The organism is Pseudomonas tehranensis, from assembly GCF_014268615.1.
Taxonomy (GTDB): domain Bacteria; phylum Pseudomonadota; class Gammaproteobacteria; order Pseudomonadales; family Pseudomonadaceae; genus Aquipseudomonas; species Aquipseudomonas tehranensis.
Map to the genome: position 1 here is coordinate 1 of NZ_JABWQV010000134.1, position 12,905 is coordinate 12,905.

The 12,905-nt window shown below is 62.0% G+C and carries 10 protein-coding genes; 5 read left to right on the top strand and 5 right to left on the bottom strand.

Annotated elements, in window-relative coordinates:
- Nucleotides 1–74: 74 nt before the first annotated feature.
- Both HU811_RS17905 and HU811_RS17910 read right to left on the bottom strand, forming a co-directional pair.
- The gene (locus HU811_RS17905; RefSeq protein WP_047226295.1) at nt 75–374 is read right to left on the bottom strand and encodes a BolA family protein; all 300 of its coding nucleotides are present in this window, start codon (nt 372–374) and stop codon (nt 75–77) included.
- Between the two features lie 12 nt (nt 375–386).
- Entirely contained in the window at nt 387–905 is a 519-nt protein-coding gene (locus HU811_RS17910) for a DUF2059 domain-containing protein (RefSeq protein WP_047226294.1), read from the bottom strand.
- A 190-nt stretch (nt 906–1,095) separates the two neighbouring features.
- Here HU811_RS17910 and HU811_RS17915 point away from each other — a divergent pair, with 190 nt between their 5' ends.
- Nucleotides 1,096–2,490, top strand: coding sequence for a class II fumarate hydratase (locus HU811_RS17915; RefSeq protein ID WP_076385794.1), 1,395 nt, complete (start codon nt 1,096–1,098; stop codon nt 2,488–2,490).
- Between the two features lie 141 nt (nt 2,491–2,631).
- On the opposite strand, the gene HU811_RS17920 is transcribed toward HU811_RS17915, so the two are convergent.
- The gene (locus tag HU811_RS17920) at nt 2,632–3,594 is read right to left on the bottom strand and encodes a DMT family transporter (RefSeq protein ID WP_092397615.1); all 963 of its coding nucleotides are present in this window, start codon (nt 3,592–3,594) and stop codon (nt 2,632–2,634) included.
- Between the two features lie 188 nt (nt 3,595–3,782).
- On the opposite strand from HU811_RS17920, the gene HU811_RS17925 reads away from it, so the two are divergent.
- On the top strand, nt 3,783–3,980 hold the full coding sequence (locus HU811_RS17925; RefSeq protein WP_092397613.1) for a DUF6316 family protein: 198 nt from the start codon (nt 3,783–3,785) through the stop codon (nt 3,978–3,980).
- Between the two features lie 177 nt (nt 3,981–4,157).
- Here the strand turns inward: HU811_RS17925 and HU811_RS17930 are convergent, their stop codons facing one another.
- The gene (locus HU811_RS17930; protein WP_186657280.1) at nt 4,158–5,342 is read right to left on the bottom strand and encodes a thiolase family protein; all 1,185 of its coding nucleotides are present in this window, start codon (nt 5,340–5,342) and stop codon (nt 4,158–4,160) included.
- 106 nt (nt 5,343–5,448) lie between these two features.
- Entirely contained in the window at nt 5,449–6,969 is a 1,521-nt protein-coding gene (gene pap, locus HU811_RS17935) for a polyphosphate:AMP phosphotransferase (protein WP_186657282.1), read from the bottom strand.
- 142 nt (nt 6,970–7,111) lie between these two features.
- Between pap and mnmC the strand changes: the two genes are divergently transcribed.
- From mnmC to ngg, 3 genes are all read left to right on the top strand, one after another.
- Nucleotides 7,112–9,094 carry a bifunctional tRNA (5-methylaminomethyl-2-thiouridine)(34)-methyltransferase MnmC2/FAD-dependent 5-carboxymethylaminomethyl-2-thiouridine(34) oxidoreductase MnmC1 gene (mnmC, locus tag HU811_RS17940; protein WP_186657284.1) on the top strand — a complete coding sequence of 661 codons (1,983 nt, stop codon included), beginning with the start codon at nt 7,112–7,114 and terminating at the stop codon, nt 9,092–9,094.
- A gap of 283 nt (nt 9,095–9,377) precedes the next feature.
- On the top strand, nt 9,378–11,150 hold the full coding sequence (locus HU811_RS17945; protein ID WP_092397605.1) for an N-acetylglutaminylglutamine amidotransferase: 1,773 nt from the start codon (nt 9,378–9,380) through the stop codon (nt 11,148–11,150).
- Between the two features lie 3 nt (nt 11,151–11,153).
- Nucleotides 11,154–12,887, top strand: coding sequence for an N-acetylglutaminylglutamine synthetase (ngg, locus tag HU811_RS17950; protein WP_186657286.1), 1,734 nt, complete (start codon nt 11,154–11,156; stop codon nt 12,885–12,887).
- Nucleotides 12,888–12,905 lie beyond the last annotated feature (18 nt).

Sequence of the window (12,905 nt, forward strand, 5' to 3'; positions counted from 1 at the left end):
GCAGCCTCGTTGCACTCGTCAGCTCCTACAAGCTCCTACAGTTCCTACAGCCATCAGCCATCAGCCGCGGCAGATCAGTGCTTGCTGCCCCCGGCACAGGTCGGCGAAGCCGGGGCTGTATCGATCTGTGCCCATTCCTCGGGGGTATAGGTGTGCAGCGCCAACGCATGAAACTCACCCATCAGCTCGCCCAGCGTGCCGTAGACCTTCTGATGACGCTTGACGCGATTGAGCCCCTCGAACTGATGGCTGACCACCACGGCCTTGAAGTGGGTCTGTAACCCACGGCTGTGCATGTGGCTTTCATCCAGCACTTGCAGGTGCTCGGGCTGCAACAGCCCGAGCGTCGATTCGATGCGTTGTTGCATGCTCATACCGGGCTCCGCTTACGGCTTTTTCTTGGCAGGGGCGGCTTTTGGCTCAAGCTCGGCGGTCATGTCCGCCAGCAGCTTGTTGACCACCGGCACTGCGCTTTCCAGCTTGGCCTGGGTCAACTGGGCCGATTGCTGGGTCAGCTGGGGCATTTTTTCCAGGACTTTCTTGCCCAGGGGCGAGCGGTAGAAGGACACCAGTTCCTTGAGTTCCGGCTCGCTGAAGTTGGAGGTGTAGAGCTTGACCATGTCCGGCTTGAGCTTCTTCCAGCCGATGGCCTGGTCCAGTGCAGCGTTGGCCTTGGCCTGGTAGGTTTCGAGGGTGGCTTTTTTCGACTCGGGCGCCTTGGTCTGTTCAAAGCGCTGGGCGAACATTTGCTGCACTTGCATGTACACCGGGGTACCCAGCTTGTCAGCATGCGCCAGGGTCAGGAACTCTTCGGCACTGGCGTTGTGGCTGGCGGTATCGGCAAAAACAGGACTGCTGGCACACACCAGAGCAACTGCGGTACAGATGGCACGAAGACGGGTCATCAAGTTTCCTTTTCTACAGGCGAGGTAAAACCCCAAGGGCGATCATTCTGCGCCTAAAAAACGCCGAGCCTCAACCCCATTGCTCTACGCGTCCGATTGACGGGCCGAAACGATCGAAAAATGATTGAGGGAACCCGTGTCGCCCTTCAGGGCCTAAACTGCGCATTCAGACCTACAGGAGTTTGACCCGATGAGCCGTATCGAAACCGACAGCCTTGGCCAGGTTGAAGTCCCGGATGAAGCCTACTGGGGCGCCCAGACGCAGCGCTCGCTGATCAACTTTGCCATTGGCAACGAACGCATGCCGCTGTCGGTGCTGCACGCCTTGGCACTGATCAAGAAAGCCGCGGCGCGGGTCAATGACCGCAATGGCGACTTGCCCGCCGACATCGCGCGCCTGATCGAACAGGCCGCCGACGAAGTCCTGGCCGGCCAGCATGACGACCAATTCCCGCTGGTGGTCTGGCAGACCGGCAGCGGAACCCAGAGCAACATGAACGTCAACGAAGTGATCGCCGGGCGCGCCAACGAGCTGGCGGGCAATCCCCGCGGCGGCAAGAGCCCGGTGCACCCGAACGACCACGTCAATCGCTCCCAAAGCTCCAACGATTGCTTCCCCACCGCCATGCACATCGCCGCCATCCAGGCGGTCCATCAGCAATTGCTGCCGGCGATCGCCGAGTTGTCCGGCGCACTGGCGGAATTGGCGGCGCGCCACATGAAACTGGTCAAGACCGGCCGCACCCACATGATGGATGCCACGCCGATCACCTTCGGCCAGGAATTGTCAGCCTTCATCGCTCAACTCGATTACGCCGAACGGGCGATCCGTGCGGCGCTGCCGGCGGTTTGCGAACTTGCCCAAGGCGGCACGGCAGTGGGCACCGGGCTCAATTCGCCCCACGGCTTCGGCGAGGCAATCGCCGCTGAACTGGCGGCGCTGTCCGGCCTGCCCTTCGTCACGGCGCCAAACAAGTTCGCGGCGTTGGCCGGCCATGAGCCCCTGACCACGTTGTCCGGCGCGCTGAAAACCCTGGCCGTGACCCTGATGAAGATTGCCAATGACCTGCGCCTGCTTGGTTCCGGGCCACGGGCCGGGTTCGCCGAAGTGAAGTTGCCAGCCAATGAACCGGGCAGTTCCATCATGCCCGGCAAGGTCAACCCGACCCAGTGCGAGGCTTTGTCGATGCTGGCCTGCCAGGTCATGGGCAACGACGTGACCATCGGTTTCGCCGCCAGCCAGGGTCATTTGCAATTGAACGTGTTCAAGCCAGTGATCATTCACAACCTGTTGCAGTCGATCCGCCTGCTGGCCGATGGCTGCAGCAATTTCCAGCAGCACTGCATCGCCGGGCTCGAACCGGATGCCGAGCAGATGGCGGCGCATCTGGAACGTGGCTTGATGCTGGTCACCGCCCTGAACACACACATCGGCTATGACAAATCCGCCGAAATCGCCAAGAAAGCCTACGGCGAAGGGCTGACCCTGCGCGAAGCGGCCTTGCAACTGGGGTATCTGACCGATGAAGAGTTCGATGCCTGGGTGCGGCCGGAAAATATGCTGGAGGCCGGTAGTCAGGGCTGAGATGTGTATTGGGGGATAGTCCGCCATCGCGAGCAGGCTCGCTCCCACAGGGGGATCTGTGTTGGCCGCAGTATTTGCATCCAACACAGATCGGAAATGTGGGAGCGAGCCTGCTCGCGATGAGGCCGGTCGGGTCGCGGTCTATCGCCCGACAGCCAGTCGCTCACGCCGGGCCCTGAGTCCGGCCATCAGCGACGGCCCCAGGGCAACCAATGCCGAGCCCAGCACCACCAGCACCGCCCCGCCATACCCCAACAGATTGATCTGCTCGGCATGCACGTAGTCAGGCCACCACCAGGCTGCCAACGCCACTGCGGCGAAGGTCACCAACGGCGTGATCGCCAGGGTTGCGCTGACCCGCGACGCTTCCCAGTGAGCCAGGGCCTCGGCAAAGGCGCCGTAGGCAATCAGAGTATTGAGGCAGCAAGCAAGCAGTAGCCAGCCTTGCAACGGGCTCAGTTGCAGCGCCTCCAGCGGATGCACCCAGGGTGTGAGCAACAGCGCGCAGAACAGGTAGATCACCATCATCACCTGCAACGAATTCCACACCGTCAACAGTTGCTTCTGGCCCAGGGCATAAAAAGTCCAGACCGTCGACGCCAGCAACACCATCAAGACCCCGGCGGTGTAGTCGCTCAGGGAAGTCAGCAGCTCGCCGAGGCGCTGGTTGAAAAACAGCGTGAAACCGATCAACAACACCAGCAGGCCGATGCCCTGCCCCACGCTGAAACGCTCCTTGAACACAAACAGACTGGCGACCAGCAACATGATCGGCCCCATCTGCACCACCAGTTGCGCGGTGCCGGGGCTCAGGCGATTGAGGCCCATCAGGTACAGCACGTAGTTGCCAACCAGCCCCAACACCGCCATTGCCACCAGCCAGCCACCCCGGGGGCCCAACACCTTGCGACTGGGCAAACGGCGAGTGGCCGTCAGGTAGATGAACAGCAAGCCACCGGACACCAGCAAGCGAAACCAGGTCACGGTGACCGGATCCATCACCTGCAGCACTTGCTTGAGCTTGATCGGCAGGATGCCCCACAGCAGGGCGGTCAGCAGGGCGAGGAACAGGCCGTAGACCCAGCGACCGGACGATATGTGCATGCAACCCTCGCAGCTCAAGACAAAGAGCTCCCATTCTAGGCGCGGATCGCTCCAGGACACAGGGACAGTTAGGCCGTGGACGTCCATGGGACTGTACGGGTCGTTGCCGTCGATCGCCTGACCAGGCGCAAATCAAGGACTGCACATAAGCTCAAATGACATTGACCCCGCTGCCTATGGAGACCGCCATGTTCGGCAAACGCGCCCAGGATCCCGCCCCTACGACGATTTTTCGCAGCGACCGGATCTGCCGGGTAAACAGCGAGTTTTATTTCAATACCCGAGAAGGCACACAGGAAGGCCCGTTCGCCAGCCGCGAGGCAGCAGAACGGGAGATAAAAGCGTATATCGCGCGGATGCAGCAACTGACCCAAGTCGCCAGCTAGCGCAGCCCCCCCCTTGTGGCGAGGGGATTTATCCCCGCTGGGCTGCAAAGCAGCCCCAATGCAGATCACTCTGTCAGCCTGATACACCTCGGTTGTAGATTTTAGGGTTGCTGCGCAACCCAGCGGGGATAAATCCCCTCGCCACAAGTAATCATCTCGCTAACTGTCAGCGCCCGCTTATCTCACCGCCTCAAACAACCCCGTCGCCCCCATCCCACCGCCCACGCACATGGTCACGATGCCATAGCGCAGGCTGCGCCGTTGCAGCTCGCGTACCAGATGCCCGACCTGGCGCGAACCGGTCATGCCGAACGGGTGACCGATGGAAATCGAACCGCCGTTGACGTTGTACTTCTCGTTATCGATTTCCAGCCGATTGCGGCTGTAGAGGCATTGGGAGGCGAAGGCTTCATTGAGTTCCCACAGGTCGATATCGGCGATTTGCAAGCCCTTGGCCTTGAGCAGTTTGGGCACCGAAAACACCGGACCGATGCCCATTTCGTCCGGCTCGCAACCGGCCACGGTAAAACCACGGAAAAACGCCTTGGGTTTGAGGCCTAGGGTCAGGGCTTTTTCCAGGCTCATCACCAGGGTCATCGAGGCCCCGTCGGACAACTGTGACGAGTTACCCGCCGTCACCGAACCGTCTTCAGCGAACACCGGCTTGAGGCCCGCCAGGCTTTCATAGGTGGTGTCGGGGCGGTTGCAATCGTCGCGATCAACCACGCCGTCGAGCATCTGCACCGCACCGGTGTTCTTGTCCTCGACCTTGTACTTGACTGCCATCGGCACGATCTCATCGTCAAACAGCCCGGCCGCCTGGGCCTGGGCAGTGCGCTGCTGGCTCTGCAAGGCGTAGCGATCCTGTTCTTCACGGCTGACTTGATAACGGCGGGCGACGATCTCGGCGGTCTGGCCCATGGGGAAATAAATCCCCGGCACTTGCTCCTTGAGCAGCGGATTGATCAAGTGATCGGTATTGACGCTTTTCATTGTCAGGCTGATGGATTCCACGCCACCGGCAACAATGATCTCGCTGCAACCGGAGGCGATCTGGTTGGCGGCGATGGCAATCGCTTGCAGGCCCGAAGAACAGAAGCGGTTAAGGGTCATGCCGGCGGTGCCGATGCCCAATTGCGAAAGCACCGCCACGTTACGACCAATGTTATAGCCCTGGGCGCCCTCGTTCGAACCGGCGCCGACGATGCAGTCCTCGACGCTGGCCGGATCGATCCCGTTGCGCGCCAACAATGCATCGACACAATGGGCCGCCATGTCGTCCGGACGGGTCATGTTGAACTTGCCGCGAAAAGACTTGGCCAGGCCGGTCCGCACGCTGTCGACGATCACCACTTCACGCATGGCTGTACCTCAATTGTTATTGTCGGTTAGGAGTCAATTGAGCATAAATCCACTGCATAACCGACCGCGACGATCATTCACCTCGCGTATGCGTTCCCATCGCCCACTACTTGCCCTTCCTGGCTTTGCGCGCCTGTTTTGCTGAGCGCTCGAAGGCTTCCTCCAGCGCCTCATTAAGCGTGCGCAACACCTTGACCCGGGCCCAGCGCTTGTCATTGGCCTCCACCAGGGTCCAGGGAGAAATCTCGGTGCTGGTGCGATCGACCATGTCGCACACCGCCGCCCGGTAGGCATCCCATTTGTCACGGTTGCGCCAGTCGTCCTCGGTGATCTTGAAGCGTTTGAAAGGGATCGCTTCACGCTCTTGGAAGCGTTCCAGTTGAGTCTCCTTGTCGATGGCCAGCCAGAACTTGACCACCACCACCGAGGCATCGGCAATCTGCTCCTCGAAATCATTGATTTCGCCGTAGGCCCGCAACCAGTCGGCCTTGCTGCAAAAACCTTCGACCCGCTCCACCAGCACCCGCCCGTACCAGGAGCGATCGAACACGGTGAACTTGCCCCGCGCCGGGATATGCCGCCAGAACCGCCACATGTAAGGATGGGCGCGCTCTTCTTCGGTAGGCGCGGCAATCGGCACGATGCTGTACTGGCGCGGGTCGAGCGCTGCCGCGACCCGTCGGATCGCACCGCCCTTGCCCGCTGCATCGTTACCTTCAAACACTGCCACCAGGGCATGGCGGCGCATGCGTTTATCGCGCAACAGGCCGGAAAAACGCGCCTGTTCGGTGATCAGTTGCTCTTCATAGTCGGCCTTGTCCAGGCGCAAGGTCATGTCCAGGCTGTCCAACAGCGTGATTTGCTCGTCCAGCGCTGGCAACGGCGCCACGCTGACTTTATCCGCATTGACCTTCGACCGGTCCAGCGCCTGACGCATCCCGTCGAGCAAGATCCGCCCGACCGTAAGGCTGCGGTAATAGGCGTCCATGCCTTCGATTACATGCCAGGGCGCGTAATCACGGCTGGTACGGCGCAGTACCCGTTCACCGTATTTGACGAACTTGTCGTAGGTCTGGGATTGCTGCCAGTCCAGTGGGCTGATGCGCCAGCTGTGCAGCGGGTCGTCCTTGAGCCCCTTGAGCCGGGCTTTCATCTGTTTCTTGGACAGGTGAAACCAGAACTTGAAGATCAGCGCGCCTTCATCGCAGAGCATTTTCTCCAACCGTTCAGCGCCATTGATGGCCTGGTCGAGCCGTGGGTCCTTGATCTGGTCATGCACGCGCCCCTGCAGCATCTGGCTGTACCAGTTGCCAAAGAAAATCCCCATGCGTCCCTTGGCCGGCAGCATCCGCCAATAACGCCAGGCCGGAGGTCGCGCCAGCTCCTCGTCGGTCTGCTGATCAAAAGTGCGCACTTCGATCAACCGCGGGTCCATCCACTCGTTGAGCAATTTCACCGTTTCGCCCTTGCCCGCGCCTTCGATGCCGTTGATCAGCACAATGACCGGAAAACGACGCTGCTGATGGAGCTCGTACTGGACTTCGAGCAACGCTTCACGCAGTGCCGGTACTTCGGCGTCATAGGTGTCTTTATCAACGGCGTGACCGATTTCGGCGGATTCGAACATGGGCAGCTCCTTCCAGGGAATGGGGCAAGACTAGCGGATTGGACGCCGGCCGTGCACTCGGCAGCGCCGACAAATGCATACGCAAGGGAGCGCTCAGCGATCGATCGGCTAGAATGACCTCCCCGTTTTGACCGAGCCTGCCATGACGCCCGTACAGCACCACGCCCAACTCGACTGGGACGATCAAGGTCGCCCGCGCTCGCGGGTGTTCGACGATGTGTATTTTTCCGACCAGTCGGGCCTGGACGAAACCCGCTATGTGTTCCTTGAACAGAACAACCTGGCCGAGCGTTTTGCTGCGCTGCCGAACGACGGGCGGCTGGTGATCGGTGAAACCGGGTTCGGCACCGGGCTGAATTTTCTCTGTGCCTGGCAGTTGTTCGAACAGTGCGCGCCGGCCGGGGCGCGGCTGCATTTTGTCAGTGTCGAGAAGTACCCCTTGAGCCCTGAGGACCTGCGCCGGGCACTGGACTTGTGGCCACAACTCAAGCTTCAGGCCGATCAACTGCTTGTGCAATACGTCGCAATCCATCAGGGCTTCCAGCGCCTGACGCTGGCGGACGGTCGGGTGACGCTGACCTTGTTGATCGGCGACGCCCTGGAGCAATTACCGCAGCTGGATGCGCAAATCGATGCCTGGTTCCTGGACGGTTTCGCGCCGGCGAAAAATCCCGAGATGTGGACCGCCGAGCTGTTTGCCGAACTGGCGCGCCTGGCTGCGCCCGGCGCGACCCTCAGCACCTTCACCAGCACCGGCTGGGTGCGACGGTTGTTGAACGCGGCCGGCTTCAAGATGAAGCGCACGCCGGGCATCGGCCATAAATGGGAAATCCTTCGCGGAGTGTTTCTCGGCTGGCCGCAGCTGACACCCGTACCAACGCCGGTAAAGCCCTGGTACGCCCGCCCCGCTGCGCACAGCGGCGAGCGTCGGGCCCTGGTGATCGGTGGCGGCCTGGCCGGTTGCGCCAGCGCAGCCAGCCTGGCGGCCCGTGGCTGGCAGGTGACGCTGCTGGAGCGGCATGCCGGGTTGGCCGAAGAAGCCTCCGGCAACCCGCAGGGCGTGTTGTATCTCAAGCTGTCGGCCCATGGCACGGCGTTGTCGCAGATGATCCTCAGCGGTTTCGGTTACACCCGACGCTTGCTCGAACATCTGCAGCGAGGGGTCGACTGGGACGCCTGCGGTGTCTTGCAACTGGCCTTCAGCGACAAGGAAGCCGAGCGCCAGGCGCAATTGGCCGAGGCCTTTGCCGAGGATTTGCTGCACGTCCTGGATCAACCCCAGGCCGAGGCGCAGTCCGGTATCGGCCTGGCCTGTGGCGGTCTGTTTTACCCGCAAGGCGGTTGGGTCCATCCGCCCGCGCTGTGCCGCTGGCAGGCATCCGGCCTCAAGATTGAGGTGCAAGCCCACCATGAAGTCCTCGAGCTGCGCCGCATCGACGGCCAATGGCAGGCCTGGGACAGTGAACGTTGCCTGGCCAGTGCACCGGTCGTGATCCTCGCCAGCGCCGCCGAGATCAAACGCTTCGACGCAGCCGCCGACTTGCCCCTCAAGCGCATTCGCGGACAAATCACCCGCCTGGCGCAAACCACCCGCAGCCAGGCACTGCGCACGGTGGTTTGCGCTGAAGGCTACGTGGCGCCGGCACGGTTGGGCGAGCACACCCTGGGGGCCAGTTTCGATTTCAAGAACGACGACCTGACCCCCACCGCCGCCGAGCACGCCGGCAACCTGCAGATGCTGGAGCAAATCTCCACTGATCTGGTGGAACGCCTGCACGCCCGTACCCTGGACCCGGAACACCTCCAGGGCCGCGCAGCGTTCCGTTGCACCAGTCCGGACTATCTGCCGATTGTCGGTCCCTTGGCCGAAAGTCGCGCCTTCACCCAGGCGTACTCGGCGCTGAGCAAGGACGCCCGCCAGGTGCCGGACTGCCCATGCCCCTGGCTCGAGGGCTTGTACGTCAACAGCGGCCACGGGTCTCGGGGCCTGATCACCGCGCCCTTGTCGGGCGAGTTGATTGCCGCCTGGCTGGACAACGAACCCCTGCCCCTGCCCCGCAGCGTGGCCGAGGCCTGCCATCCGAACCGGTTTGCGTTGCGGTCACTGGTTCGGGGCAAGGCCTAACGCAGATCGCAGACACACCCAAAACCCTGTGGGAGCTGAGCTTGCTCGCGATAGCGGCGTATCAGTCTACTGAAATGCTGGCTGATCTACCGCCATCGCGAGCAAGCTCAGCTCCCACAGGGTCCTCTTATGTTTGAATCGCGCGGCAATCCCGGCAGCCCCATCCATCGGCTTATAACGCATTGATCTAAAACTCACGGCAATCCCATCGGTCAGTTTCAGAGTACCTGCCATTTCGGCGCGTGCGGTTTCACCTCCCCAACGGAAAAACCGGTAAGGACTTATGTGCGGATTAGCTGGAGAGTTACGTTTCGATCAACAACCTGCGGACCTTGCGGCCGTAGAGCGAATCACCCATCACCTGGCCCCTCGCGGCCCCGACGCGTGGGGTTTCCACAGTCAGGGCCCCATTGCCCTGGGCCATCGGCGCCTGAAAATCATGGACCTGTCCGACGGCTCGGCCCAGCCGATGATCGACAATCAATTGGGCCTGTCCCTGGCCTTCAACGGCGCGATCTACAACTACCCTGAATTGCGCGCCGAGCTGGAAGGCCTGGGTTACGCCTTCTATTCCGGTGGCGACACCGAAGTGCTGCTCAAGGGCTACCACGCCTGGGGCGAAGCGCTGTTGCCCAAGCTCAACGGCATGTTCGCCTTCGCCATCTGGGAACGCGACGCCAAGCGGCTGTTCATCGCCCGCGACCGTCTCGGTGTCAAGCCGCTGTACCTGTCGCGCACCGGCCAGCGCCTGCGCTTTGCCTCGGCGTTGCCGGCGCTGCTCAAGGGCGGCGACATCAGCCCGATGCTCGACCCGGTGGCGCTGAACCACTACCTGAACTTCCATGCCGTGGTCCCGGCGCCCCGTACCCTGCTGGCCGGCGTTGAAAAGCTGCCGCCCGCCACTTGGATGCGGGTCGAAGCCGACGGCTCCACCGAGCAGAAAACCTGGTGGACCCTGCCCTATGGTCCCCGGGCCGATGAGCAAAACCTGAACCTGCAGGACTGGATCGACCGCGTGCTCGACAGCACCCGCGAAGCGGTCGCCATTCGTCAGCGTGCCGCCGTGGATGTGGGCGTGCTGCTTTCCGGCGGTGTGGACTCCAGCATGCTGGTGGGCCTGCTGCGGGAAGTCGGGGTGGAAAACCTGTCCACCTTCTCCATCGGCTTCCAGGACGCCGGTGGCGAGCGCGGTGACGAGTTCCAATATTCAGACCTGATCGCCAAGCACTACGGCACTCATCACCACCAGTTACGCATCGACGAAAAAGAGATCATCGAGCAACTGCCGGCGGCGTTTCGGGCCATGAGCGAGCCGATGGTCAGTCACGACTGCATCGCCTTCTACCTGTTGTCACGGGAAGTGTCCAAGCATTGCAAAGTGGTGCAAAGCGGCCAGGGCGCCGATGAACTGTTCGCCGGTTACCACTGGTATCCGCAGGTGGACGGCGCCAGCGACCCCTACGCGGCCTATCGCGCCGCGTTCTTTGATCGCAGTTATGAAGAATATGCCGCTACCGTGCAGCCCAAATGGCTCACGGCCAACGACGCGGCCGGTGACTTCGTCAAGGAACACTTCGCCCAGCCGGGCGCCGACGCGGCGGTGGACAAGGCCCTGCGCCTGGACAGCACGGTGATGCTGGTGGACGACCCGGTCAAGCGTGTCGACAACATGACCATGGCCTGGGGCCTGGAAGCGCGCACGCCATTCCTGGATTACCGACTGGTGGAACTCTCGGCGCGGGTCCCGGCTAAATTCAAGCTGCCCGACGGCGGCAAACAGGTCCTCAAGGAAGCCGCTCGACGGGTGATCCCCGGCGAAGTCATCGACCGCAAAAAAGGCTATTTCCCTGTACCCGGTCTCAAGCATCTGGAAGGCAACACCTTGGCCTGGGTCCGCGAACTGCTGCTGGATCCGAGTCAGGATCGCGGCCTGTTCAACCCGGCGATGCTGGATCGACTGCTGACCGACCCCAACGGCCAGCTCACCCCGTTGCGCGGCTCAAGGCTGTGGCAACTGGCGGCGCTGAACCTGTGGCTCAGCGAACAAGGAATCTGATCGATGAAACCCCACAATCAACGCCTGCTGCGGGGCCAGGCGCCCTCCTACGAACGCCTGCAGGCGCGACTGGCCGAAGACGGCAGCGAACTGGGTGGCGACCCGATCGCGGTGCACTGCGGCTGGGGCCGATTGCTGATCGGCCACACCTTCCCGGACCCGGCGAGCCTGGCCCAAGAGCTGCTCAATGAGCAATCGGGTGAGCGCGACATTGCCTTGTACGTCGCCGCACCCCAGCAAATACTCGGGCTGGAACCGGCGCAGCTGTTTCTCGATCCATCCGACACCTTGCGCCTGTGGTTCAGCGACTATCGCCAGGCCACCCGGGTATTTCGCGGTTTCCGGATTCGCCGAGCGCAAAGCGAGGCCGACTGGCAAGCGATCAACCTGCTGTATCAGGCCCGGGGCATGTTGCCCATCGATCCGCAACGGCTCACGCCGCGCCATGAAGGCGGGCCGGTCTACTGGCTGGCCGAAGACGATGATACCGGCGCGGTGATCGGCAGCGTCATGGGCCTGAATCATCAGAAAGCCTTCAACGACCCGGAAAACGGCAGCAGCCTCTGGTGCCTGGCCGTGGATCCGCAGTGTTCGCGGCCCGGTGTCGGTGAGGTCCTGGTGCGTCACCTCATCGAGCACTTCATGAGCCGGGGCCTGAGTTACCTGGATCTTTCGGTGCTGCACGACAATCGCCTGGCGAAAAGTCTCTACGCCAAACTCGGGTTCCGGAACCTTTCGACGTTCGCCATCAAACGCAAGAACTGCATCAATCAGCCGTTGTTCCTGGGGCCAGGCCCCGAGGCGCAGTTCAATCCTTATGCGCGCATCATTGTCGAAGAGGCTCACCGCCGGGGCATCGAAGTCCAGGTGGACGACGCCGAAGGTGGATTGTTTACCCTGGTCCATGGCAGCCGCCGGATCAGGTGCCGTGAATCCCTCAGCGACCTGACCAGCGCTATCAGCATGACCCTGTGCCAGAACAAAAGCCTGACCCACAAAGTGCTGAAGAACGCAGGCCTGAACTTGCCGGCCCAGCAATTGGCAGGCAACGCCGATGACAACCTGGCATTTCTCGATGAGCACGAACGGGTGGTGGTCAAGCCTCTGGACGGTGAACAGGGCCAGGGGGTGGCGGTGGATCTGCGCACGATTGAAGAGGTGCAGAGCGCGATTGAAACGGCCCGCCAGTTTGACAGCCGGGTGTTGCTGGAAAGCTTCCACGAAGGCCTGGACCTGCGCATCCTGGTGATTGGCTTTGAAGTGGTGGCGGCAGCGATCCGGCGACCGGCGGAGATTATCGGCGACGGTCGGCACACCATCGGCGCGCTGATCGAAGCCCAAAGCCGCCGCCGACAAGCGGCCACGGGGGGTGAAAGCAAGATTCCCATGGACGCCGAAACCCAACGCACATTGAGCACGGCAGGCTATGACTACGACAGTGTGCTGCCGGCTGGCAAACACCTGTTCGTACGGCGTACGGCGAACCTTCATACGGGCGGCGTGCTGGAAGATGTCACGGGCATCCTCCATCCGACCCTGACCGAAGCTGCGATACGCGCCGCGCGGGCCCTGGATATTCCCATGGTTGGCCTCGACCTGTTAGTGCCGGCGGCCGATCAGCCCGAATACGTGTTCATCGAAGCCAACGAACGCGCCGGCCTGGCCAACCACGAACCGCAACCCACTGCCGAACGCTTTGTGGATTTATTGTTTCCCCATAGCCAGGCGGTGGCCTAGGTCTTTTCTCTGTGGCGA

Excerpts from the sequence above, each read along its gene's own strand:
- HU811_RS17905 (WP_047226295.1), bottom strand. The coding sequence starts at position 374 with ATGAGCATGCAACAACGCATCGAATCGACGCTCGGGCTGTTGCAGCCC.
- mnmC (WP_186657284.1), top strand. The coding sequence starts at position 7,112 with ATGACGCCCGTACAGCACCACGCCCAACTCGACTGGGACGATCAAGGT.
- HU811_RS17925 (WP_092397613.1), top strand. The coding sequence starts at position 3,783 with ATGTTCGGCAAACGCGCCCAGGATCCCGCCCCTACGACGATTTTTCGC.
- HU811_RS17915 (WP_076385794.1), top strand. The coding sequence starts at position 1,096 with ATGAGCCGTATCGAAACCGACAGCCTTGGCCAGGTTGAAGTCCCGGAT.
- ngg (WP_186657286.1), top strand. The coding sequence starts at position 11,154 with ATGAAACCCCACAATCAACGCCTGCTGCGGGGCCAGGCGCCCTCCTAC.
- pap (WP_186657282.1), bottom strand. The coding sequence starts at position 6,969 with ATGTTCGAATCCGCCGAAATCGGTCACGCCGTTGATAAAGACACCTAT.
- HU811_RS17910 (WP_047226294.1), bottom strand. The coding sequence starts at position 905 with ATGACCCGTCTTCGTGCCATCTGTACCGCAGTTGCTCTGGTGTGTGCC.
- HU811_RS17930 (WP_186657280.1), bottom strand. The coding sequence starts at position 5,342 with ATGCGTGAAGTGGTGATCGTCGACAGCGTGCGGACCGGCCTGGCCAAG.
- HU811_RS17920 (WP_092397615.1), bottom strand. The coding sequence starts at position 3,594 with ATGCACATATCGTCCGGTCGCTGGGTCTACGGCCTGTTCCTCGCCCTG.
- HU811_RS17945 (WP_092397605.1), top strand. The coding sequence starts at position 9,378 with ATGTGCGGATTAGCTGGAGAGTTACGTTTCGATCAACAACCTGCGGAC.